22 protein-coding genes are annotated in these 21,872 nt (G+C 73.7%); 16 read left to right on the top strand and 6 right to left on the bottom strand.

The genetic code is table 11. From position 1 onward, the window contains the following. Window positions 1-319 precede the first annotated feature (319 nt). The 9 genes from ACZ5FU_RS27530 to ACZ5FU_RS27490 all read left to right on the top strand — a co-directional run bounded on the left by ACZ5FU_RS27530 (window position 320) and on the right by ACZ5FU_RS27490 (window position 10,434). Window positions 320-1,459 (top strand): lytic polysaccharide monooxygenase auxiliary activity family 9 protein, encoded by a 1,140-nt coding sequence (locus ACZ5FU_RS27530; RefSeq protein ID WP_469047247.1) that lies wholly within the window; start codon window positions 320-322, stop codon window positions 1,457-1,459. 381 nt (window positions 1,460-1,840) lie between these two features. Further along, window positions 1,841-4,558 carry a winged helix-turn-helix domain-containing protein gene (locus ACZ5FU_RS27525; RefSeq protein WP_469047246.1) on the top strand — a complete coding sequence of 906 codons (2,718 nt, stop codon included), beginning with the start codon at window positions 1,841-1,843 and terminating at the stop codon, window positions 4,556-4,558. 256 nt (window positions 4,559-4,814) lie between these two features. Next, window positions 4,815-6,458 (top strand): MFS transporter, encoded by a 1,644-nt coding sequence (locus ACZ5FU_RS27520; protein WP_469047244.1) that lies wholly within the window; start codon window positions 4,815-4,817, stop codon window positions 6,456-6,458. After that, on the top strand, window positions 6,458-6,970 hold the full coding sequence (locus tag ACZ5FU_RS27515; RefSeq protein WP_451528430.1) for a hypothetical protein: 513 nt from the start codon (window positions 6,458-6,460) through the stop codon (window positions 6,968-6,970). Before ACZ5FU_RS27520 ends, ACZ5FU_RS27515 begins: the two co-directional genes overlap by 1 nt. Before the next feature lie 168 nt (window positions 6,971-7,138). After that, window positions 7,139-7,336, top strand: coding sequence for a hypothetical protein (locus tag ACZ5FU_RS27510; RefSeq protein ID WP_366060289.1), 198 nt, complete (start codon window positions 7,139-7,141; stop codon window positions 7,334-7,336). A 260-nt stretch (window positions 7,337-7,596) separates the two neighbouring features. Then, window positions 7,597-8,223, top strand: a complete 627-nt coding sequence (locus ACZ5FU_RS27505; protein ID WP_468839871.1) for an HdeD family acid-resistance protein — start codon at window positions 7,597-7,599, stop codon at window positions 8,221-8,223. 287 nt (window positions 8,224-8,510) lie between these two features. After that, complete coding sequence (locus tag ACZ5FU_RS27500; RefSeq protein ID WP_451780973.1) at window positions 8,511-9,371, top strand: YhjD/YihY/BrkB family envelope integrity protein; 861 nt, start codon at window positions 8,511-8,513, stop codon at window positions 9,369-9,371. Between the two features lie 117 nt (window positions 9,372-9,488). Continuing rightward, entirely contained in the window at window positions 9,489-9,944 is a 456-nt protein-coding gene (locus ACZ5FU_RS27495) for an SHOCT domain-containing protein (RefSeq protein WP_468645741.1), read from the top strand. A gap of 25 nt (window positions 9,945-9,969) precedes the next feature. Further along, a complete protein-coding gene (locus ACZ5FU_RS27490; protein ID WP_451528434.1) occupies window positions 9,970-10,434 on the top strand; it encodes a DUF7144 family membrane protein in 465 nt (154 codons plus the stop codon). 33 nt (window positions 10,435-10,467) lie between these two features. On the opposite strand, the gene ACZ5FU_RS27485 is transcribed toward ACZ5FU_RS27490, so the two are convergent. The 5 genes from ACZ5FU_RS27485 to ACZ5FU_RS27465 all read right to left on the bottom strand — a co-directional run bounded on the left by ACZ5FU_RS27485 (window position 10,468) and on the right by ACZ5FU_RS27465 (window position 14,958). Further along, window positions 10,468-10,671: a hypothetical protein gene (locus ACZ5FU_RS27485; RefSeq protein ID WP_469047242.1), complete on the bottom strand. Its 204-nt coding sequence runs from the start codon at window positions 10,669-10,671 to the stop codon at window positions 10,468-10,470. 280 nt (window positions 10,672-10,951) lie between these two features. After that, a complete protein-coding gene (locus tag ACZ5FU_RS27480) occupies window positions 10,952-12,274 on the bottom strand; it encodes an MFS transporter (protein WP_469047240.1) in 1,323 nt (440 codons plus the stop codon). Between the two features lie 419 nt (window positions 12,275-12,693). Beyond that, window positions 12,694-13,701 carry a MerR family transcriptional regulator gene (locus ACZ5FU_RS27475; protein WP_451528437.1) on the bottom strand — a complete coding sequence of 336 codons (1,008 nt, stop codon included), beginning with the start codon at window positions 13,699-13,701 and terminating at the stop codon, window positions 12,694-12,696. A 3-nt stretch (window positions 13,702-13,704) separates the two neighbouring features. After that, complete coding sequence (locus ACZ5FU_RS27470; protein ID WP_451528438.1) at window positions 13,705-14,376, bottom strand: HEAT repeat domain-containing protein; 672 nt, start codon at window positions 14,374-14,376, stop codon at window positions 13,705-13,707. Window positions 14,377-14,580: 204 nt separating this feature from the next. Beyond that, a complete protein-coding gene (locus ACZ5FU_RS27465) occupies window positions 14,581-14,958 on the bottom strand; it encodes a hypothetical protein (protein ID WP_451528439.1) in 378 nt (125 codons plus the stop codon). Between the two features lie 343 nt (window positions 14,959-15,301). On the opposite strand from ACZ5FU_RS27465, the gene sigK reads away from it, so the two are divergent. The 3 genes from sigK (at window position 15,302) to ACZ5FU_RS27450 (ending at window position 17,626) form a co-directional block, all read left to right on the top strand. Further along, a complete protein-coding gene (sigK, locus tag ACZ5FU_RS27460; protein ID WP_451780979.1) occupies window positions 15,302-15,868 on the top strand; it encodes an ECF RNA polymerase sigma factor SigK in 567 nt (188 codons plus the stop codon). Next, window positions 15,865-16,647, top strand: coding sequence for an anti-sigma factor (locus ACZ5FU_RS27455; RefSeq protein ID WP_451528441.1), 783 nt, complete (start codon window positions 15,865-15,867; stop codon window positions 16,645-16,647). The genes sigK and ACZ5FU_RS27455 overlap by 4 nt, the downstream gene beginning before the upstream one ends. A gap of 250 nt (window positions 16,648-16,897) precedes the next feature. Beyond that, entirely contained in the window at window positions 16,898-17,626 is a 729-nt protein-coding gene (locus tag ACZ5FU_RS27450) for a hypothetical protein (protein WP_451528442.1), read from the top strand. Window positions 17,627-17,752: 126 nt separating this feature from the next. Here ACZ5FU_RS27450 and ACZ5FU_RS27445 read toward each other — a convergent pair whose 3' ends face one another. Then, window positions 17,753-18,178, bottom strand: a complete 426-nt coding sequence (locus ACZ5FU_RS27445; RefSeq protein ID WP_468645730.1) for a MarR family winged helix-turn-helix transcriptional regulator — start codon at window positions 18,176-18,178, stop codon at window positions 17,753-17,755. Window positions 18,179-18,344: 166 nt separating this feature from the next. On the opposite strand from ACZ5FU_RS27445, the gene ACZ5FU_RS27440 reads away from it, so the two are divergent. From ACZ5FU_RS27440 to ACZ5FU_RS27425, 4 genes are all read left to right on the top strand, one after another. Beyond that, window positions 18,345-18,989 carry an MBL fold metallo-hydrolase gene (locus ACZ5FU_RS27440; protein WP_451528444.1) on the top strand — a complete coding sequence of 215 codons (645 nt, stop codon included), beginning with the start codon at window positions 18,345-18,347 and terminating at the stop codon, window positions 18,987-18,989. 120 nt (window positions 18,990-19,109) lie between these two features. Further along, window positions 19,110-19,304, top strand: a complete 195-nt coding sequence (locus tag ACZ5FU_RS27435) for an antitoxin (protein ID WP_451528445.1) — start codon at window positions 19,110-19,112, stop codon at window positions 19,302-19,304. Between the two features lie 424 nt (window positions 19,305-19,728). After that, window positions 19,729-20,067, top strand: coding sequence for a CATRA system-associated protein (locus ACZ5FU_RS27430; RefSeq protein ID WP_451528446.1), 339 nt, complete (start codon window positions 19,729-19,731; stop codon window positions 20,065-20,067). 113 nt (window positions 20,068-20,180) lie between these two features. After that, window positions 20,181-21,710: a CATRA conflict system CASPASE/TPR repeat-associated protein gene (locus ACZ5FU_RS27425; RefSeq protein ID WP_469047237.1), complete on the top strand. Its 1,530-nt coding sequence runs from the start codon at window positions 20,181-20,183 to the stop codon at window positions 21,708-21,710. Window positions 21,711-21,872: the final 162 nt, after the last annotated feature.

The following is a 21,872-nucleotide window of genomic DNA, read 5'->3' as shown; positions in this document are numbered from 1 at the left end:
CCGCGCCGTGCGCCGCCGCCCACGACGGCGCGCTGCCGCCCGGCGCCGGCACCTCGTCCGGCTTCACCGCCGACGGCCCCACGGACACGCCCACGACACGGTGCCCCGGCTCCTGACGCGCCTTCCCGGAGGGCATGACGAACCTCCGGCCGAGTCAGGCGCCGCAGCCCCGCTCCACGCACGTCCCCCCCCAGATCCCCCCGCCCGTCCGGCGGCTTCCTCCCCGGGCGGGCGGGGGCTCCATCACCGGACGGCGCACCGCGAAGGAGACAAGAGCGACCGGAGGACGACCCCCCCACACACACGCACAGGAGACACGATGGCTCGACGCACCAACCGACTCGTTCCGCTGGCGGCCGCGGTGCTGGCGACGCTGCTCGGCGCACTCGGCCTGACCCTGCTGGGCCAGGGCGACGCGGAGGCGCACGGCGTCACGATGACGCCCGGATCGAGGACCTACCTCTGCTACCTGGACGCCAAGACCAGCACCGGTTCCCTGGACCCGACCAACCCGGCCTGCCGGGCCGCGCTCAACGAGAGCGGCGCGACCGCCCTGTACAACTGGTTCGCCGTGCTCGACTCCAACGCCGGTGGCCGCGGCCCCGGTTACGTACCGGACGGGAAGCTGTGCAGCGCCGGCGACCGGTCGCCGTACAACTTCACCGGCTACAACGCCGCCCGTTCCGACTGGCCCCGGACGCACCTCACCTCCGGGCGGACGATCCAGGTCAAGCACAGCAACTGGGCCGCGCACCCGGGATCCTTCCGGGTGTACCTGTCCAAGCCGGGCTACTCACCCGCCACCGAACTGGGCTGGGACGACCTGGACCTGATCCAGACGGTCACCGACCCACCGCAGACGGGCTCGCCGGGCACCGACGGCGGCCACTACTACTGGAACCTGAACCTGCCCTCGGGCCGTTCCGGTGACGCGGTGATGTTCATCCAGTGGGTGCGCTCCGACAGCCAGGAGAACTTCTTCTCCTGCTCGGACATCGTCTTCGACGGCGGCAACGGCGAGGTGACCGGCATCCGGGGCTCGGGCAGCACGCCGACGCCGACCCCGACCTCCACCCCGACGGCCACGCCGACCCCGACCCCCACGCCCACCCCGACTCCCACCCCGACCCCGACGTCGTCCGACCCGCACACCGGGTGCATGGCCGTGTACAACGTGACCAACTCCTGGAGCGGCGGCTTCCAGGGCTCGGTCGAGGTCATGAACCACGGCACGACGGCGCGCGACGGCTGGGCCGTACGGTGGAAGCCCGGCACGGGCACCAAGATCAGCAGTGTCTGGAACGGCGCGCTGAGCAACGGGTCCGACGGCACGGTCACGGTCGGGAACCTCGACTACAACCGGACCGTCCCGCCGGACGGCAGCGTCACCTTCGGGTTCACCGCGACATCGACCGGCAACAACTTCCCGGTCGGCTCCATCGCCTGCGTCAGTCCCTAGGGTCCGTTGGCCGGGCCCTTGCGAGGGACTCCTCGTCAAGGCCCCCGGCCAGGACTCCTCACCCGGATCGGGCCGGGCTCCTGACGCGGCCTGATCCGCCCTGACCGGAACGGAGCACCCCCCCCGGCCGTCGGCCGGGACGGCGCCGGCCCCGCCTCGCGCGGGAGCCGGCGCCGCCGCGCGTCCGCCCCGCGCGTCCGCCCCGCGCGTCCGCCTCCGCGGCGCTCCTCCACCCCCGCGAGGCCCGTCCGCCCCCACCCCACCACGCGTCCGCCCCGCCCGGTGCCCGCCCGCCCCCGCGAGAGCCGCGCGGCCGGGCGGCTTCGTACGGTCCCGGGCCCTCGGACCCTGCACGCCGCGCGGGAGCGGGGGAGAATGGGGATGCCGGTGACGGGAGCACGAGCCCGTGACCTGCTGAGACGGGTGGTGAGCGTCGTGGTGGTGAGCGATGGGACCCCGCGTGGAGCTGCTGTCGAGTGCGTCGATCCGCTGGGAGACCCGTTTCTGCGGACGCGCTTCGTCCCGCCGGCCAGACCCGGCACGTTCCTGCGCCGCGAGCGCCTGGTCAGGCACCTGGACCAGGCGCCGCCGACACCGCTGACGATGGTCAACGGATCCGCCGGCGCCGGCAAGACCCTGCTGGTGGCGGAGTGGGCCGCGCACCTCCCGCAGCCGGTCGCCTGGCTCACCCTGGACTGGGCGGTCCAGGGACCGGGGGTGTTCTGGGCACACCTGCTCCAGGCACTGCGCACCGCCGGTGTGCCGCTGCCCGCCGGGATCGGCTCTCCCGCCGACGCGGGCCGGGTGAACCACACCCTGCTGACCCGGCTCGCCGCGGAGCTCAGCGGCCGCGACGGCCCCGTGGTCGTGGTGCTCGACGACTACGACCGCGTGAGCGCACCGGAGATCTCGCGGCAGCTGGACTTCGTCCTGCAGCACGCGGGGCCGGGGCTGCGTCTGGTCCTGGTCACCCGCACCGAACCGCTGCTCCCGCTGCACCGCTACCGGGCGGCCGGGGAGATGACCGAGATCCGCGACGCCGAACTGGCCTTCACGCCCGAGGAGGCGGTCGCGCTGCTGGAGCTGCACGGACTGGACCTGTCCGTCGAGGCGGCGGGGGCACTGGTGGACCGTACCGGGGGATGGGCGGCCGGCCTTCGGCTGTGCGCCCTGGCCGCCCAGCAGGACCCCGACCCGGAGCTCTACCTGAAGGAGTTCGAGGCGGGGCGCAGCACGATCGCCGACTTCCTGCTGGCCGAGGTGCTCAAGCGGCAGACCTCCCAGACGCAGGACCTCCTGCTGCGCGTCAGCGTCCTGGACCGCTTCTGCGCCGACCTGGTGAACGCACTGACCGGGCGGAGCGACGCCGAGCCCCTCCTCGCCGCACTGCACCGCGAGAACGCGTTCGTCGAGCACCTCGGACACGAGTGGTACCGCCTGCACCCGCTGTTCCGGGAGATCCTCCGGGCCCATCTGCGGGAGCGTTCCCCCGGCCTGGAGCCCGAACTGCACCGACGGGCCGCGCAGTGGCTGCGGCGCTCGGGTTCCCTCGCGGAGATGCTCGCCCACGGCGCCGCGGCGGGGGACTGGGAGTTCACCTCCCGCGCCCTCGTCGACGATCTGGCGATCGGGCAGCTCTTCACCGGCCTGCGCGCCGACGACCTGACCGAACTGTTCGCCGACGTGGAACCCGAGGCGACCAGCCCCGCGACGGACCTCGTCCGCGCGGCACGTGACCTGTCCCGGTACGACCTCGACCGCGGTCTGGCCCACCTCCGGCACGCCGGGGAACAACTGGCCGCCGACGCGTGCGAGCCGGCGGCGGCCCGGCTGAGCCACGCCCTGCTGGAGGTGCTGGCGGCCCGGCTGGCGGGCTGCCCCGACCGGGCCGAGCAGGCCGCGGAAGCGGCCCGGGAACTGCTCCGGGAGATCCCCTCCCACCTGTTGGACCGGCACCCGGAACTCTTCGCGCTGCTGCTGACCCACCTGGGCTCGACACGACTGTGGACCGGGAGTTTCGCACCGGCACGGGCCGCCCTCACCGCGGCGGCCCGCAGCCCCGGCGGCGCCTCCACGGCGCTCCCGCGCAAGGAGTCCCTGGAGCACCTCGCGCTCATCGACTACCTCGACGGGTGGCCCGGCCGGGCGGAACGCAAGGTCGTCGCGGCGACGACCGAGTCGGAGCGGTTCGGTCTGCCCCGGCCGTCCGGCCCGGAACTCGGGCGGCTGGTCCAGGCCGCGGTGGCCGTCGACCGCGACGACCTGGACCAGGCCCAGGCCCTGCTCGACCAGCTCTCCGACGCGACGGCGCGGGACCCGGTGGCCGCCGCGGGCCGGTCCATCGCCGCGGCCCGCCTGTTCCTGGCCCGGGGCCGGCCGCGCGCCGCCCTGGCGGCCACCGAACCGGCCCTGTCCACCGAGGTGGCCTCACCCTGGGCGAGGAGCCACGCCGCCTTGATCGCGTCGGCCGTCCACCTGGCCGAGGGCCGCCCGGACGCGGCCGTCGAGGTGCTGGAGCCGGTGGCCGACGAGCAGCCGGCGTGCGCCGTGGGCGCCGCGCGGGCCCGCCTGGCCGCGGGCGACCGGCAGGCGGCCCTGCACCTGCTCGACGCCGTCACACGCCGCGGGTCCGCCGGCCCGGCGGTGACGGTCCGCGCCGCACTGGTGCGGGCACAGGCCGCGCACGTGGCGGGCGACGTCGTCACCGCCCGTCGGCTGGTCGCCCGGACACTCCTGGAGGCCCGGCGCGAGAAGCTGCGGCGGCCGTTCCTGGAAGCCGGCCCCTGGATCGGGCCCCTCCTGGCCACCGCACCGGTGCGGGCGCTGGCCGCGGGCTGGCTCGTGCCGGGGACCGCACCGCACGACGCTCCGGGGCCCTCCGCGCCGGAGGCGGCACCGGTGCTCGTGGAGCAGCTGAGCGGACGTGAACGGGACGTGCTGCGGCGGGCCGCCCAGATGATGTCGACCGAGGACATCGCCGCCGACCTGTACGTGTCGGTGAACACGGTGAAGACCCACCTCAAGGGCGCCTACCGGAAGCTGTCGGTGAGCCGGCGCGGCGACGCCGTGCGGCGGGCGCGCGAGCTGCGGCTGCTGTGACCGCGCCCCGGTGAGGCGGCCGCCCGGCGGTGCCTCGGGGCCCGGGACCGGGCGGTGGCGGCCGGGCGGCGGCCGGGCGGCGGCCGGGCCGGGCGGTGAACCGGCCCGGCGGTGAACCGTGTGGCGGCCGGGCCGCCCTCACCCGCCACGGGCGAGGCGCCGCCGGGCGTTCGGGGGTGCGATGGCGGCGGCGGCGTGCTTGCCCGCCGTCCGGGTGCCGGTACCGGCACCGGGCCGACTCGGTGAGGTGGACCCCGTGAGACATTGGCGTGCTCTGATCGTCCTGGGGACGGCGCAGTTCCTGATGGTGCTGGACACCTCCGTGATGAACGTGTCCATCAGCCAGTTGGTCGAGGACTTCGACACCGAGGTCACCGCCATCCAGGCCGTCATCACGCTGTACGCCCTGGTCATGGCCGCCTTCATGATCATCGGTGGTCGCCTGGGGGACATCTTCGGGCGTCGGCGGATCTTCCTGCTCGGCATGGCCGTCTACGGCGCCGGATCGGCCCTGACCGCCGTCGCGCCCACCCTGGGGGTCCTGGCGGTGGGCTGGTCGGTCGTCGAAGGGCTCGGCGCCGCCATGGTGCTGCCGTCCATGGCGGCCCTCGTCGCCGAGTCCTACCGCGAGCGGGACCGCGCCGTCGCCTACGGCGTCGTCGGCGGTCTCGCCGGCGCCGGCATCGCGGTGGGCCCGCTGCTGGGCGGCTGGACGACGACCTACCTCACCTGGCGGCTGGTCTTCGCCGGCGAGGTCGTGGTCGTCGTGGCCGTGCTCTGCTTCCGGCGGGCGATCCCCGAGAGCGCCCCCGGCGGCCGGCGCCCCGGACTGGACACCGTGGGCGCCGTGCTGTCGGCGGCCGGGCTCGCCCTGGGCGTGCTGGGGGTGCTGCAGAGCAGTTCCTGGGGGTGGGTGCAGCCGCGGAACGCCCCCTTCACGGTCCTGGGCTTCGCCCCCACCCTGTTCGTCGTGGCCGCCGGGGCGGCCCTCCTCGTCCTCTTCCGCGGCTGGGAGAGACACCGGGAGGGCCGCGGTGACGACCCCCTGGTGCACCTGTCCCTCCTGAACCGGCCGACGCTGAGGTCGGGGCTGCTGACACTGCTGAGCCAGAACCTCATCCTGCTGGGACTGTTCTTCACCATTCCGCTGTACCTGCAGGTCGTCCAGGGCTTTGACGCCTTCCAGACGGGACTGCGGCTGCTGCCGGTCTCCGTCACCATGCTCGTGGCCTCCCTGGGGGCGGCCCGGCTCGGGCGGAGGGCGGGACCCCGCCGGGTCGTGCGGGGGGCCCTGCTGACGCTGCTGGGCGCCGTCGTGTGGCTGCTGGCCACCATCGACCCGGTCATCGACGACGCCCAGTTCTTCTGGGCCATGGCGCTCCTCGGCCTCGGCGTCGGCCTGCTCGCCTCGCAGCTCGGCAACGTCGTGCAGTCCAGCGCCGGCGAGGAGGAGCGCAGCGAGGTCGGAGGACTGCAGTTCACCGCCCAGAACCTGGGCTCCGCGCTGGGTACGGCCCTCATCGGATCCATCCTGATCGGCTCCCTGGTGCAGGCCTTCACCACGCAGGTCGAGAACGATCCCAGGCTGTCGGACGAGGCCCGCCGGCAGACCGGCGTCGCCCTGGAGGCCGGCGTCAGCTTCGTCCCCACCGACCAGGTGCGCTCGGCGGCCGAACGGGCCGGGCTGCCGCCTCCCGAGGTGGACGCCGTCACCGACTCCTACGCCTCGGCCCAGCTCGACGGCCTGAGGGCGGCCGTCCTGGCGGTCGGAGGGATCACCCTGGCCGGCTTCCCGGCCACCCGGCACCTGCCCGCCGGCGGCGCCGAGGAAGGACCCGGGCCGACGACGACGCCGACGACGCGGCCGGGACGGCACCCGGGCCCGCGGAGGAGGACCTGATGTCCCGGACCGACCGAACCGTCACCCGGACGGCCGAACGCCGGGCCCACGCCGACTACACCGGCGGCGTGTACGGATCGATGCTCGCGGCCTCGGTCGTCATCGGCGCCGGCGACCTGGGCTCCTCGCCGCGCCTGGAACTGGTGCTGCTGTTGCTGCTCACGGGCGTGGTCTTCTGGATCGCGCACGTGCACGCCCAGCTGTTCGGCGCGCGTCTGGCGCAGCGGGCCCTGGACCGCCGGGTCGTGCTGCACGTGTGCCGCGACGAGTGGCCGATCGTCAAGGCCGCGGTACCACCCGCCGCCGCGGTGGCGGTCAGTCCGCTGCTGGACCTCGACATGCCGGGCACCCTGTGGCTGGCGCTCGCCGTCGCCGTCGCCGGTCAGGTGGGCTGGTCGATGGCCGCCGCCCGCCGGGCCGGGGCCGCGTGGCGCCAGGTGGCGGGCACCGCCGCGGTCAACCTGGCCCTCGGTCTGCTGATCGTCTCCTTCAAACTGTTCCTGACGCACTGACGCACTGACGCACTGACGCACTGACGCACTGACGCACCGACACACCGACGCCGGCCCGCGGCGCGGCGTGTCACCTGCGCAGGGTGAGGCCGAGGGGCGCACGGGGGCGGAGCATCGGAGCGGTGGATGCATTTGGCCTGGCGGACGTCGCCTGCGGGAGAGCACCCCATGCAGTATGAGATCCGTGTCGACGGGCACATGTCGGAGACGCTGACCAGCGCTTTCCCCGAGCTGGAGCACGTGGTGATCTCCGGTCAGACAGTGCTGTACGGGCCTCTCGTGGACGAGGCGCACCTGTACGGCCTGCTGGCCCGCTTCCAGTCGCTGGGACTGCACGTGGTGGAGCTGCGGCGGCTGCCGGAGTGACCCGCCGGGGCCGCCGGGCGGATACCGGGCGGCCCCTCCCGTGCAGACGGCCGCCGGGCGGTCACCGCCCGCCGTCCGGCCACCGCCCGGCGGCCCCCGGACGGCCGGCGGCCCGCGGTCCCTCGCCCCGTGACCCGGCCGCGGTCACCCGCCGCGGGTGATCCGGCGCCCCGCCGGCGCGCGGGACGCTGGCCGGTGTGGCACCACACCGTCCCGTCGGCGGTCCGGCCGGCGACACGCCGGTGTCACGAGGAGGAACCATGACCGAATCGCAGGGTGCGGCGCCGCCGACCGGAACGGGATCTCCTGTCGGAGGGACGGTCCCGGGCCGCACGGAGGACCCCGCCGATCTGCTGGCGCGGCTCGGCGGTTCGTGGACCTGGCTGCTGGGGTCGGCGGTGGCGACCCTCGTGCCGGGCGTGCTGGCGCTGGCCTGGCCGGACGCCACCCTGCACGTGCTGGCGGTGATCATCGGGCTGTACCTGCTGGTGACCGGTGTGTTCCGGTTCGTCGCCGTCTTCGCCCGGCGCGAGCCCGGTGAACGGCTGTCGGGGCTGCTCGTCGCGGTGCTGTACGTGCTGGCCGGGGTGCTGTGTCTGCGGAACCCCCTGCAGACGATCACCGCGCTCTCGCTGATCGTCGGCATCATCTGGCTCGTCACCGGCATGCTGACCGTCTTCACGGCTCTGGCGGCCAGAGGCCTGCCCCACCGCGCCTTCCTGTTCGGCGCCGGGGCGCTCGGCGTCGTCGCCGGCATCGTGGTGCTGGCCCTGCCCACCGAGTCGGTGGTCGCCCTCACCCGGCTCCTCGGGCTGTGGCTGCTCCTGCTCGGTCCGGTCGAGCTGGGCGTCGCCTTCGCCTGGCGCGCCGCACTGCGCAGGGCCTGAGCCCCGTGCCCGGCCGGTCCCGGCCCCACGACGGCGGCACGAGGCCCCTCACCCGTGCGCCGACGACCGAGGAGAGCCATGGGCGGCACGAGAACACCTCCACTTCAGGATTTCGACGGCGTCGTTGTCGCCGGACCCCCGGCGTCGGTTCCGGTTCCGGTGCCGGCGCCGGGGAACCGCCTCCTGGTGCCGGGGAGCCGTCCCCCGGCCGGGACCGCGGCCCCGGGCCCGGTGGCCGTGGCCGTCGCGGCGCTGCTCGCGCCCGCCACCGGGCAGGCCCGTGAGTGATGTCCAGGAAGGCCGGCGCGGCGCCGCGCCGGGGACACACGGTGGAGCGGGTCACGGCGGCCCTGCGCGCCGGGCCCGCGGCCCGGCTGCTGCCCGTGCTGTCGGCGCTCAACATCGTGGAGGGCGCCGTCAGGCTGGCCGCGCAGGCCTTCCTCGCGGCGCTGCCGCTGCTGATGACCGTGGCGGCCTTCGCCCCGGACGGCGTGCAGGACCTGCTCGTCGACTCCCTCTCGGCCGTCCTGGGCGCACCCGGCGACACCCTCGAAGAGGTGCGGCGCACCTTCCAGGTCCCCGACGGCGTGACGCGTGACTCCGTCGGAGCCGCGGGTGTCGTGCTGACGCTCGTCTCCGCCACGGCCTTCAGCCGCGCGCTGCAGGCGGTGTGCGAACGGTGCTGGCACCTGCCCAGGGCACCGATGAGGACCGCGGCCTGGCGCTGGCTGCTGTGGCTCGTCGTCTGGCTCGCCGTCCTCCTCGTCCAGGCACCCCTGCGCGACGGCTTCGGGACCGGGGCGGTGTCCGGCGCGGTGCTGTCGATGACGTCCGCCACGCTCATGTGGTGGTGGTCGCAGCATCTGCTGCTGGGCGGGCGGACCGGTTGGCGGGACCTGCTGCCCGGCGCGGTGCTCGCCGCCGCCGGCACCGTGCTGCTGAGCCGGATCGCCGGACTGCTGATGCCCGCGGTGATGCGGCGCAGCCTGCGCGACTTCGGCCCCCTCGGCCCGGTCTTCACCTTCCTGTCCTGGCTGATCGCCGTCTTCCTGGTGGCCGTCGCGGGCCTGGCCCTCGGTCAGTGGATCACCGGTTCCGCCCGGTACCGCACCGCCTTCGTCCCCCGCCCGCCGGACCGCGACCGGTGAACGCGCCGCCCGGGACGGGTTCACCCGTCCCGGGTGAGGCCCCTCGCGGCCGGCGTGCGCACGCTGAGGACAGCAGGAACCGGCAGTCGGGCACTCGCCCGGAACGGAGCACCGAAAATGGGCACACAGACCTACCTCGCCTACGACTATCCGCTGCTGAGCATGTTCTGGACCATGCTGTGGTTCTTCCTGTGGATCATGTGGTTCGTCCTACTCTTCCGGATCATCGGCGACATCTTCCGTGACGACAGCCTGGGCGGATGGGGCAAGACCGGCTGGCTCGTGTTCGTCATCCTCCTGCCCTTCCTCGGCGTCTTCGTCTACGTCATCGCCCGTGGCAAGACCATGGGCCGCCGGGAGATCACGCACGCCCGCAAGCAGCAGGAGGCCTTCGACAGCTACATCCGTGAGACCGCGGGGGGCACCGGCCGGGCCGACGAACTCGACCGGCTGTCGGAGATCCGCGCCCGCGGCGACATCTCCGACGAGGAGTTCCGGCGGGCCAAGGAACTCGTCCTGAGCGACCGCGGCGCGTCGGCCTCCTACGGCCGCGACACCGCGGCCCGGCACTGAGCGCGGCAGGGAGAGCGAGACGGAGATGACCGCCACCCACACTTCCCGCACCCACACTCCCCGCGCGCACACGGCCAAGTACCAATGGGCCGCGGGGCTGATGGTCTTCGCCGCCGTCATGCTCGCGCTCGTGGGCATCCTCGACGTCTTCCGCGGCATCATGGCGATCGCCGAGGACGACGTCTTCCTCACCACACGCAACTACGTCTTCGAGTTCGACCTCACCGGCTGGGGCTGGATCCACCTCGTCCTGGGGGTGGTCGCCGTCGCCGTCGGCGTCGGCCTGTTCCAGGCGGCGACCTGGGCGCGGGTCGTCGGCGTCGCCGTCGCCGGGCTCGTCGTCATCGCCAACTTCCTCTCCCTGCCGTACTACCCGGTGTGGTCGATCGTCATGATCACGATGTCGGGGTTCGTCATCTGGGCCCTGTGCGTCGCCCGGAAGGACGACTTCGCCGACCCCTTCGACACCGTGCCGCCCGGCGACCGGTGAGCCGCCCGCCGGTACCGGCGCACCCGGAGGCGGTTACCGCCGGACGTGGTGCGCCGGCCGGTCACGGGGGCAGGCGAGGGCCTTGACCTGCCGGAGGGCGGGCACGGCCTCCACCGCCCGTACGCCGGGGATCGCGCCCACGCGGCCGGCCAGGTGGACGAAGGGCTCCTCCGCCGTGCGGCACGGCACCGAGGCGAAGACGTTCGTCCGGCCGCTGACCCCGGCGGCGAACCGCACCCCCCGATGCGCCGTGAGCGACTGTCCGGCCTGCCGCGGCCGTGCCGGCCCGACCGCCGGCCGGAGCACCGCCTCGACGCCGTGCCCGACCGGCTCGTGGTCGCCGTCATCGGTCGAACGATCCGGAACCGTGCGGCGCCGCGGCGGACCGAGCGAGCCGGAGGCGGCCGCGTCCCGAAAACCGACGGAGCCGCCCCCGGGACCTGGAAAAGTTCCGTCCCGCGCGAGCACCGGGCACCGTCGGGCACCGGGCCACGACCCGCGTCGGCGCGTCCTGATGTCACCCGACGTGCCCGCGGGCCGGCTGCCCGTCCCGCGGAGCCGGAAGCACCCGTCCCAGGCGTGCGAGCGGCGACAGGGCCATCAGCACGGGAGACAGCAGCATGCCCGCCGCCGTCACCAGGAGGCTCGTGCGCAACCCCCACTCCTGCGCGAGGAACCCGCCGAGCAGGGAGCCGAGCGGAGCGAACCCCATGCCGGCGAACGTGATCGTCGCGGCCGCGCGGCCCTGCATCCCGTCCGGGGTGACGGCCTGCCGCACCGCCATCACCGTGACGTTCACCAACTGACCCCCGGCCCCGAACACGAAACCGACCGCGAGGAGTACGGCGACCGTCGCCGCGGAGGAGCCGTGCAGCAGGGGCACGCACAGGAACGCGCCGTCGCCCAGTGCCGCCGCGGTCACGAGCACCGCACCGTGACCGAACCGGCCCGGCAGGCGGGCGGCCAGCAGCGAGCCCAGGAGCGCGCCCGGTCCCGCCGCGGCGAGCGCGAGCCCCACGACGGTCCCCGACAGGTGCAGTTCCCTGGGCAGGAAGAGCAGGTGGATGGTCGTCGTCGCCGAGAAGGAGAACTGGAAGGCGGCCGAGGCCAGGCACACGGTGCGCAGCGTGGCGTCGCCGGCGACGAAACGCAGGCCCTCACCGATCCGCCGCCGGACCCGAGGCGGGCGTTTTGAGGGTTCCGGGCGTTCCGGGACCTGCTCGGTCCGACGGACGCGTCGCACCGACAGGAACGACAGGGCGAAGAACAGGGCGCCGGAGGCCACGGCGGCCGGCGCCGACAGCAGGGAGACCAACGCACCGCCCAGCGCGGGACCGCCGATCTGGGCGGCGGACCGGCTGCCCTCGAGCGCGCTGTTGCCCCGGACCAGCTGATCGCGTCTCACGAGACGTACCAGGGAGGACTGGTAGGCCACGTCGAAGAACACGGACAGGGCGCCGAGCGCGAAGGTGACCGCGAGCAGCGCGGGCATGCCGAGCAGACCGAGGACGCCGGCCACGGCGGTGGCGCCCAGGGCCAGAGCCCGGCCGGCGTCCGTGAGCACCATCGTCGTGCGGGTCCGCCACCCCTCCACCCACGCCCCCGCGAAGAGCGAGAGCAACAGGACCGGCGCCTGCCCCACCGCACGGAGCAGGCCCAGCTCGCCGGCACCGGCGTGGAGTGTCAGGACGGCGAAGAGCGGCAGAACCACCAGGCTCGCCTGCTCGCCGAGTTGGGAGGCCGTCTGGCCCGTCCAGAGCCTGCGGAAGTCGGCGTCCCGCCACAGGCCCGACGGAACGGACCGACCGGGATCGGATACGGAGGAAGGGGCGAACGGCACAGGGAATCCTTGTGTCACCGAGGACGAGACCCGCCACCGGACACACCACCGGATCCACGAAGGGACGTACGAGGGGACGTACGAGGGGACACCGGCGGTTCGGGCGGGAAGCAGGGAGAGGTTCGCTGTGCCGCGCTGTCGAAGGCAGCACGCGATGACGGGCCGGTCACGGCCTCACGACGTCAACGCGCGCTCGGAAGACCGATCATCTCGAAGCTCCTCGTGGGGTGTTCGCCGTCCCCGCACACTAACCCCCGGCCGCCCCGGTGCGGAAGACGGTGACCCGTCGTGCGAGCACACCTGCCCCGGGCGGGAAGGGGTCCTCCCCCTCGTGCCGTCGGCGGGACCCGGTGGGGGAGGCCTTCCGGTTCCTCCCCGCCGGGCCCCTCCGTACCACCGGCGGCCCGCGGAGGGCTCCGTCAGCGGGTGTCGCGCAGGCGCAGAAGGTAGGCCGCGGTCAGCGCGACGGCGTCGTCCCCGTCCCGCGCCAGCTCCACGAGCGCACGTGACGCGGTGACCCCCGGGATGTCCGCCAGCGCCTGGGTCAGCCGTACCCGCGCGTCGCGGGAGGCGTGGGCGAGGCGGTCGACGAGTACGGCGGCGATCCGCTCCGGCCCGCCGGTGTCACCCGCCGCCAGCACGCCCAGCGCATCGGCGGCGTCGGTGTCGTTCCGTCCCCGCACGATCATGTCGACGAGCGTCGGGACCGCGTCGGCCACGCCACGCCCCCCGAGGGCCAGGGCCGCGTGGCCGCGGACCACGGCGTCGGGGTGCGTGAGGGCGTCCCGCAGCCGTACGGCGGCCTCACCGTCGGCCAGCGCGGCGAGACACCGGACGGCGCGTTCCCGCACCGCGGCCACCGGTGAACCGAGGCCGTCCGCCAGCAGGGACGTGACGCCGGCACCGTCGCCCGCTCGCGCCAGCGCCCAGCGGAGGGCTCCGGCGACGTTCGGCTCGTTCTCGCTCAGAACCGCCTCGACCAGGGCCTCCACCGGCACCGGGACCTCGTCCACCGAGGAAAGGGCGGCGCGCTGACGCGTGTTGGCGCTCTGCGACCCCAACGCCTGGAGAAAGGAGACAGCTTGGAGGACGTCCTCCCAGCCGTCGGGTTCCGCGGCATCGATCCGGCGGAGCCGTGTGAGCAACTCGGTCTCGGCCGCGATGCGTTCGCGCGTCCGGCGGATGAGGTCGCCGACGAGCGCCGAGGGCGTGAACCCGGGGTCGTCGAGCGCGCGCCCGATCTCCCGCAGCGGCAACCCCAGCGAACGCAGGCTCTCGATGTGGAAGACCCGCCGGATGTCGTCGCCGGAGTACTCCCGATAGCCCGACCCCGTACGGCCCGACGGCCGGATCAGACCGAGCGACTCGTAATGCCTGAGCATGCGGGCACTGACCCCGGACCGCCGCGCCACCTCACCGATCAACACCTCCTATCGTGCCTTGGGGACCGACCCGCCGAGGGCCACGACACGCTTCGCCTCCTCGACCGCGTACGCGAATCCGGCGTCCGGGTCGCGCAGCAGCCGTTCGGTGGCGAGCGCGTGCGTGCGCACCCGCGGGTCGGGAGCCGTCGACGCACCGCGCAGAGCCGGCGCAACGACGTCCCCCAGCTCCACCAGCGCCCGGCTCAGGCTCCGTTGCGTCTCCCGGTCACCGCGCCCGAGCTGCGTCGCCAACGCCGCGGCCAACCAGGACTCCTCACCGTCCGGCACGAGCACGACCGCCGCACGCCAGGCGCTCCGCGCCACCTCGTCGTCGCCGTCCGACAGGAGCGCGACGGTGATCGCCGGCCACGCCCTCCGGTCCCCGATCTTGGAGAGCGTGTGCAGCGCCTGGCTCCGGGCCTGCGCGTGCTCCGAGCCGACTTCGCGGAGCAGCGCGGGAAGCGTCAGAGACACCGGGTGGCGGGTGAGTGCCCAGGTCAGCATGTCGCGGACGAAGAACTCGGGCTCGATCGCACAGCGCTCCGTCAACTTGCCGACGAAGCGCGGATCCGGCGCCGTACCGACCGCCAGAGCCGCCCGCAACCGGACGGACGAACGGCCGTCCTCCAGGTCCCGCAGCGCTCCCACCATGTCCGTGCCCTGTCCCGCCGTGGTCATCGGAACCACCTCCCGGCGAGCAGTGAAGACCTTGCCACCGTGTCAAGGTCAAGGCCGGGACCGGGGCCCCGGTCCCCGGAGCCTGAGGAAGCCCCGGGGAACGCGGCGACGGACGAGCGGACAGGGGTGAGGGCCGGCCGGACGCGGGTGAGGGTGAGGGCCGGGCCGCGCCACGACCCTCACCCGAGACCTGAGGCGTCCACCTCAGCGGTGCTTGCAGTCCCAGTGCCCCTTGACCCAGTGGTGGTCCCAGTGGCCGGGCACGTAGATCCACTGGTAGGAGTAGTGGTGCTTCCAGTGGCCCTCGTGCCAGATGCCGTGCTTGTCGTAGTGACCCTTCTGCCAGGTCTTGTGGTGAACCCGCTTCTTCTCCCAGTGACCCTTGACCCACGTCTTCTCCCAGTGGCCCTGCTTCCACTCGCACCTGTCGTGGTGGTCACCCGTGGTGGTGGCGGCGGTGGCGGGCGTGGGCGCGGGAGCCGCGCCGGCGGTGCCGGACGTGCCGAGCGCGGCGCCTCCGGCCAGCAGTCCCGTGGCGGCGGCCCCGGCCACCAGACGACGGACTCGCATGGATGCGGTCATCGGCGTATCTCCTTCGACCGGTCGGGAACGAACACGGTGAGGAGCCGTCCTGCCCGGACCGGCCGGTCGCGCGGATGGCGCGGCCGGGTGCCGGGAGGAGCGCTGCCTTTCGCCTCGCCGTGCCGGACATGAGGTATTCGAAGCCGTCGGCACGACGGATGAGGGGACGGGACGGAAATCTCGAAGCCGCGGGGAACGGCGACGTCCCCGGCGGGGCGGCTCCGGCCGGCCTCACTCCGGTGCCACCGCCGCACTGCGCCTCGTGCCGACCGGTGCCAGAGTCGGACCGGAGGGACGGCGGGACACGGCAGCCGAGGGCACCCGGGCACGAGGGGAGCGGCGCTTGCTACACGGAACCGAGCCGGGCGCGCGGGCCGAGGACCTGCTCACGCGTGTCGCCGGCGGTGACGAGGACGCGTTCGCCGGTGTCTACGACGCCTTCTCCGCCGCGGTCCTGGGACTGGTCTGCCGGATCCTGCGGGACGCCGCTCAGGCGGAGGAGGTGACCCAGGAGGTCATGGTCGAGGTCTGGCGCACCGCGGGCCGCTACGACCCCGGACGCGGGACGGCCAAGGCGTGGGTCCTCACCCTCGCGCACCGCCGTGCGGTGGACCGGGTGCGCGCCGCCCACGCCGGCTCCGAACGCGAGCGGCGCGCCGCGCGGCTGCTGATGGAACGGACCTTCGACCAGGTCGCGGAAACCGTGCAGGAACGCGACGAGCAGCGGCGCATCTACCGGTGCCTGGCCGCGCTGACACCCTCGCAGCGGGTCCCCCTCGTGCTCGCCTTCTACCAGGGCCTGACCTACCTCGAGGTCGCCGACGCGCTGTCCACCCCCGAGGGCACGGTGAAGTCACGCATGCGCGCGGGTCTGCGGCAGCTGCGCGCCTGCCTGGAGACCGGCACATGACCTCCGGGGGAGACCTGCACCTCGCCGTCGGCGCCTACGTCCTGCACGCACTGCCCCCGGCCGAGGAAGCCGCGTTCGAGGGGCATCTCGCCGGCTGCGAGGACTGCCGCGCGGAGGTGGCCGCCTACCTGGAGATCGTCACGCGTCTCGCCGACGCCGAGTCCGCCTCCGTGCCGCCGCGCGTGCGCGCCCGCACCCTCGACGCCGTCGGCCGGACCGCTCAGGACCGGCCGCGTCGTCCGCCGGAGGCCGGACACCGTGCGGGACGCGGCGCCGGGCACCGTGCGGGACACCGCGCCGGGCACCGGGCCGTGCGCCTCGCCCTGGCCGTGAGCGCCGTCGCGGCCGCCCTCCTCGGCGGCGTCGCCGCATGGCAGCACTCCCGAGCCGACGACGCCCGCGCCCGGGCCGCCCGCGCGCACGCGGTCAACCGGGCACTCACCGACGTCGCGACCGCCCGCGACGCCACCCTCCACACCGCGGAGCTGACCGGCGGCGGCGCGGCGGCCGTCGTCGTGTCGCGCTCCGAGGCCCGGGCGGTCTTCACCGCCCGGGGTCTTCCCGCGCTGACGGGAGACAAGGTCTACGAGCTCTGGTACGCCGCAGAGGCGGGCGCCCAGCGTCCCGCCGGCCTCCTGCCGGGCACCGAGGAGCAGGCCTCCCGTGTCCTGCGGGGCCCGCCGGCCGGGGCGGTGGCCGTCGGCATCACGGTCGAACCCGCCGGCGGCTCCCGGCAGCCGACCACCGATCCCCTCGCCGTCATCCCCCTCACGGCCTGACCGGCGGACCCCGCCGCCCTCCGGGACGGCGCGTCCGCCGCGCCCGGGAGCCGAGGTCGGCCCGGGCCGCCGGGGTTCCCGCGGGACCGCCCGCGAACCGGAGGCGCAGCGCGGTGTGTTCACCTGCCTCTTGTATAACCTGCGTGAGCGTCGACCGGTCTCACGGTCGACTCACCAGGGGAGGGCCATGAAAGACAGAACAGGACGTGCACGAAGAGGCGGCTGGGCGGCGGGAGGGGCGGTCGCCCTGATGCTGCTCACCGCGACCGGGGCCCACGCCGAGGGGCGGGGCGACGTCCGGGTGGTGTCGGCCGTCGTCAACGGCGGGGCCGACGTCACGGTCGGCACGGTGAACAGGGTGACGTTCCCGATCGCCGTCACCGTCAAGGACAATTCGGGCGTGAAGGGGCTCACCCGGGTCAGCACCTTCAACCGTTCCAACCTCTACGGCTTCTTCGACTGGACGGGCACGACGTGCCGGAAGAAGTCCTCGACGACGTCGGTGTGCACGGCGACCATGTCGGTGGACCCGGCGTGGATCGCGGCCGGTGACGACATCGACTCCAACAGGATCGCCGGGCTCTGGACGGTGAACGCCACCGTCAAGGCGAACGACGGGGACTACTGGATCTCCGACTCCATCGCCGCGTACCGGGTGAAGCGGGACTCGAGGCTGACGACCGACGCGGCTCCCGAGCCGGTGGCCAAGGGCGCGAAGCTCACGATCACCGGCAAGCTGTCGCGGGCGAACTGGGAGACCCGCAAGTACCAGGGGTTCGCCGGACAGGACGTGAAGCTCCAGTACCGCAAGGCGGGCGCCGCCCACTACAGCACGGTCAGGACCGTGCGGACGGGCAGCTCCGGACAGCTCAGCACCAAGGTGACCGTCACGTCCGCGGGCAGCTGGCGCTGGTACTTCCCCGGCACGACCACGACCGCCCGGATCGTGTCGGCCGGCGACGCCGTGGCGCTGAAGTAGGCACCGCCTGCCGGACTCCGGTCCCCTCGCACGCGGCTGCGGGCCGCGTGCGACGGGCCGGGGTTCCGGTCCTCCGGCCGGGACCGGGCCCGCGCCCTCCCCGGTCGTACCCGGGCCGCGCTGTCTCTACCTGGTCCTCAAGTGCGCGTCCAGGCGCGCCAGCAGCGGTACCGCGGCCGCGAGCGTCTCCCGCTCGTCGGGGCCGAGTGCTTCGGTGATCGCCGTGCCGAGCCGGTCCGCGCGCCTTCGGCGTTCCTCGGCGAGGCGGTCGCTTCCCGCCGGTGTGATGTGGAGCAGGAGCTTGCGCCCGTCGCTGGGGTGGGCCTCGGCGCGCACGAGACCCCGGCCGAGGAGTTCCTTGACCGCCTTGGCGGCCGACTGGTGGCTGACTCCCCGCTGTTGTGCGACATCGGCGGTGGTCAGCGGGCCCCTGCGGTCCAGATAGCCGAGGACGGCGGCCTCGCCGGGGGGCATCTCGTCGGCGGTGCGCACCGTGCGTACGAGCTGTCCGATGGCCAGGCGGAGTTCTTCGGCCAGCTGATCGTCGTCCATGGCGCCAGCCTACTCACCCTCGCCAACCCGGCTGTACACCTTGGGTGTACGGCTCGGTGAGGGTGGCCGAGGGCTCGACCGAGGGTGCGGGACCCGGCCCTGCCGACAATTTCTACAGTCAATGTGTACAGTTGAGGTACATGAATTTCTGCCGAGAGGACCCGCGGTGAAGCTCACCAAGCACGCTCATGCCTGCGTCACGCTCGAGAAGGACGGCACCCGGCTGGTCATCGATCCCGGCACGTTCACCCCGGACGCGGCAGAGGCCGTCGCCCGGGCGCACGCCGTCCTGATCACGCACGACCACTTCGACCACTTCGACTCCGCGCTCGTCGCCGCTGCCCTCGAAGCCCGGCCCGACCTGCACGTCTACGGCACCACCGCCGTCGTGACCGCTCTCGGCGGCCGGAGCGGCCGCGTCCACGCCGTCGCCGCGGGCGACACCGTCACCGTCGGTTCCTTCACCGCCACCGTCCACGGCGACCGGCACGCGCCGGTCCACGCCGACATCCCCTGCCCCGACAACGTCGGCTACCTCCTCGACGACGGCGCCCTCTACCACCCCGGCGACGCCTACTTCGCGCCCGGCGTTCCCGTGCGCACCCTCCTGCTGCCGACCAGCGGCCCCTGGACCAAGCTCGGTGAGGCCGCCGAACACGTCCGCGCGGTCGACCCCGAGCGCGTCGTCCAGATCCACGAACTCATGCTCAGCGACCTCGGTCAGCGCTCCACCGCCACCCTCCTGGGGGAGGAGGGCCTGACCGGGGTCCGGATCGAGCGTCTCGAGCCCGGCACCACCGTCCGGCTGTGAATCCCGTGCGGCGGCGGCAGCCGCACGGCGGACCCCGTCGTGCGTCCGGGAGGGTTTGCCCCGATCTCGGGGGGTACCCGCAGGCGGACAGGACGCACGCGCTATCGCGGGAGGTATCCCATGGGCAAGCTGGGCGACATGGCGAAGAAGGCCAAGGAGATGGCCAAGGGCCACCCGGACCAGGCCGACAAGGGAGTGACGAGCGCCGAGCGAATGGTCGACGAGCGGACGGGGAACAAGTACGACGCCCACACCGACAAGGCCGCCGACGCGGCACGCCGCACCTACCGTGACGACGGCACGACGGGGCGCTGATCCTCGCTTCCGGCTTTCTGCTTTCGGTCCCCGGCCTCTGTGCGCCGGGGGCCGAAGCCGTGTGCCCGGCCGGGAAGCCGGTGATCGTTCCGCGGCACCGGGGCCGGCCGGGCTCGCCGGCGGGCATGCCGAACCCGTGAGGTTCCCCGCGTACCGTCGGCGCCCCTTCGTCCGGCCACGGCGGCCGCGGCCATGGCCACGGTTGCGAGCACTTCTCGAGCGCCCCCGGCGCGCGCCCCCTTCCTGTACAGGGCACACCGCCACCACGCGCCACAATTGACGGCCACGGAAGCGCGTCCGGCCAAGATATTTTGAAAATCCCCGACGTGATATAGAGCCGTGGGCGCTATGATCCGAACCGCTGCGCCGATACGGGGAACGCACGCGAACGGACGTGCGGCTGGGCATGGCGGGGGAGGACTTCATGACGCCACAGCAGATCGTCGAGCGGGTCAAGGGGATCGAGCGCTTACGGCTCACCCCGCAGGAGTGGGAAGCGATGGGGGACGTCCTGAAAAGCCTCCAGGCCGTGCTTGCCGGAGGGGACGACGCCGAGGTCGTCCGTGTCCTCGCCCGGCTCGAACCGCTGGAACAACGGGGCGCGGTCCGCCGGGCGGGTGCCCGCCTGGGCGGCGAACGAACCCCGATCCCGCCGCAGCAGCAGGAACAGCGCAACCACCTGATCGAACGGTTGACCGTCGACGTGCGCGGTCCGGCGGACCGGTCCCGGGACGGCCGCGAGGGCCGCGGGACGTCCGGATGACGGACCGTTTCCGGCCGTCCGGACACGGCGCGATCGGGTAGGGAAATCCTTCGGGAAAACCACTGTGCTGTTTTCACCCCTCCTTCGGAATCCCGGGAAGTGGGCCACGTGGCGTGAGCGGAATCACCAAGCCGGCTTTACTCGTGATGGCATTCGCGCCGGCCGATTCGGAAATCGAGAACAATTCACGGGAGTATCTGGCATCCCTGTGGCGGGCCTGCCGTTCACTGGGCATGACCGAGTCGATTTCGGGGACCGTGGTCCCCGCGGGTCACATCGATTTCGGCCCGGCCCGCTCGGTCACCTCGGAGTTCACCCTGCTGGCGGCCGCGGAGCGGCCGGCGGGCGACCCCCTCTACTCCGCCTTCGCCTTCGCCGACCACGACGTCGTCGGTGTCGTCGCGCTGCTCGCGCCCAACGACACGACGCGGGACCTCACGCAGTGGAGCGACCTCGACGCCGAGTGGAACGCGGCGGTGGCGGCCGCGCACGGGCCGTCGCCGTCGTCGGGGATGCTCGGTGAGTTCCGGGTCTTCGAGGCCCTCTACGACCCCGGGCCCGTTCTCGGGGACCGCGACCTGTGCGACCTCGTGCACCGGCACGCGCCCCGGCCGGGGGGTGGATCCTGGTGGACCGGCTTCGACCGCACGGAACACGGATTCGCCGTGTGGCGGTCCGACACCACCGGCGGACCCGACGCCGTGAGTGACCTCTACGTCCTCGCCCCGGCCCGCCAGGAGGCCGCCCTCGACGAATGGGCCTGGGCCGTCGAGGGCCGGCACGGACTGAGACCCCTCGCCCGCTATCTGCTCCAGCTCTCCAAGATCCGCTATCAGCACCTGAGGTACACGGCTTCGGGGGCGTCGAACGCGCAGCTCGCCGAGAGCGACGAGCACACGACGCGCCTCCTGCGGGAGCTGGAGAACACGACGCGGCATCCCGTCCCCCTGGAACGCGTCCTCAAGGCGTCGGCTCTCGTGGACGAGGCGCAGTTCGGACCCCAGGGACTGCTGTGGACGATCACCCGGCAACGCCAACTGGGCCGCAGTCTCTCCATCGCCGTCGCCAACATGCGCCTGCACACCCCCGAGACGCGGCGGCGCGGCGAAGGGGTCTCCTGGACCGTGACGGACCGCGCCGACGCCGAATGGCTCATCAGGCAGGTGGAGGAGGACCGCCTCCACCTGGAGGCCGTGCGTGAGCGGGCGGAAGGCGTGCGTACCGCGGTCTCGGTACTCGTGGAGCGTGAACTCTCCCGCCACCGCGGGTGGCTGACGCTCATCCAGACCTCCGTCCTGGGTTCCGTCCTCACCGCGCTGACGGCGGTGCAGGCGATGCAGTACGAGGTGCCGATGCGCAAGGCGCTCCAGTCCCCGGTCATCGCCGCCATGTCCGCGCTCGCCCTCGCCCTGCCCCTGGCCGCGCTGCGCGTGGCGGGCGCCTCGCCCACGACGCGGCGGTACCGGTGGCTCGACTCGGGCGCCGCGGGACTGTTCGGCGCCGCCCTGGGGTGGCTGGCCGCCACCGGCTGGGGGATCCGCGGGGGAGGGCAGCCGCCCACCGCCGCGTGGACGCTCCCCGCCGCCCTGGTGACCGGCCTGACCACGTTGCTCGGCACGTACGTCCTGACCCGGCGGAACTAGGGAGTGTCCGCCCCTTCCGTCGGGCGCGCGACGCCCGGCACGGCTCCCTCACGCTCGGCTCCGCTCGCGTGGGAGGGACTCCCACCGCCGCGTCGTCGGACCACCCGAGTGCATCCGGTGCACGGGCGATCCTCCGCCGTGCGACGCTCCCCCACTGCCCGA

This window comes from Streptomyces sp. NPDC031554 (assembly GCF_055580685.1).
This window is presented reverse-complemented; position numbering and strand designations above follow the sequence as displayed.

What these genes read in the sequence shown, in the direction of transcription:
- ACZ5FU_RS27530 (WP_469047247.1), top strand. Translation starts at nt 320, where the DNA reads ATGGCTCGACGCACCAACCGACTCGTTCCGCTGGCGGCCGCGGTGCTG.
- ACZ5FU_RS27525 (WP_469047246.1), top strand. Translation starts at nt 1,841, where the DNA reads ATGCCGGTGACGGGAGCACGAGCCCGTGACCTGCTGAGACGGGTGGTG.
- ACZ5FU_RS27515 (WP_451528430.1), top strand. Translation starts at nt 6,458, where the DNA reads ATGTCCCGGACCGACCGAACCGTCACCCGGACGGCCGAACGCCGGGCC.
- ACZ5FU_RS27510 (WP_366060289.1), top strand. Translation starts at nt 7,139, where the DNA reads ATGCAGTATGAGATCCGTGTCGACGGGCACATGTCGGAGACGCTGACC.
- ACZ5FU_RS27505 (WP_468839871.1), top strand. Translation starts at nt 7,597, where the DNA reads ATGACCGAATCGCAGGGTGCGGCGCCGCCGACCGGAACGGGATCTCCT.
- ACZ5FU_RS27500 (WP_451780973.1), top strand. Translation starts at nt 8,511, where the DNA reads ATGTCCAGGAAGGCCGGCGCGGCGCCGCGCCGGGGACACACGGTGGAG.
- ACZ5FU_RS27495 (WP_468645741.1), top strand. Translation starts at nt 9,489, where the DNA reads ATGGGCACACAGACCTACCTCGCCTACGACTATCCGCTGCTGAGCATG.
- ACZ5FU_RS27490 (WP_451528434.1), top strand. Translation starts at nt 9,970, where the DNA reads ATGACCGCCACCCACACTTCCCGCACCCACACTCCCCGCGCGCACACG.
- ACZ5FU_RS27470 (WP_451528438.1), bottom strand. Translation starts at nt 14,376, where the DNA reads ATGACCACGGCGGGACAGGGCACGGACATGGTGGGAGCGCTGCGGGAC.
- ACZ5FU_RS27465 (WP_451528439.1), bottom strand. Translation starts at nt 14,958, where the DNA reads ATGACCGCATCCATGCGAGTCCGTCGTCTGGTGGCCGGGGCCGCCGCC.
- ACZ5FU_RS27455 (WP_451528441.1), top strand. Translation starts at nt 15,865, where the DNA reads ATGACCTCCGGGGGAGACCTGCACCTCGCCGTCGGCGCCTACGTCCTG.
- ACZ5FU_RS27450 (WP_451528442.1), top strand. Translation starts at nt 16,898, where the DNA reads ATGCTGCTCACCGCGACCGGGGCCCACGCCGAGGGGCGGGGCGACGTC.
- ACZ5FU_RS27445 (WP_468645730.1), bottom strand. Translation starts at nt 18,178, where the DNA reads ATGGACGACGATCAGCTGGCCGAAGAACTCCGCCTGGCCATCGGACAG.
- ACZ5FU_RS27435 (WP_451528445.1), top strand. Translation starts at nt 19,110, where the DNA reads ATGGGCAAGCTGGGCGACATGGCGAAGAAGGCCAAGGAGATGGCCAAG.
- ACZ5FU_RS27430 (WP_451528446.1), top strand. Translation starts at nt 19,729, where the DNA reads ATGACGCCACAGCAGATCGTCGAGCGGGTCAAGGGGATCGAGCGCTTA.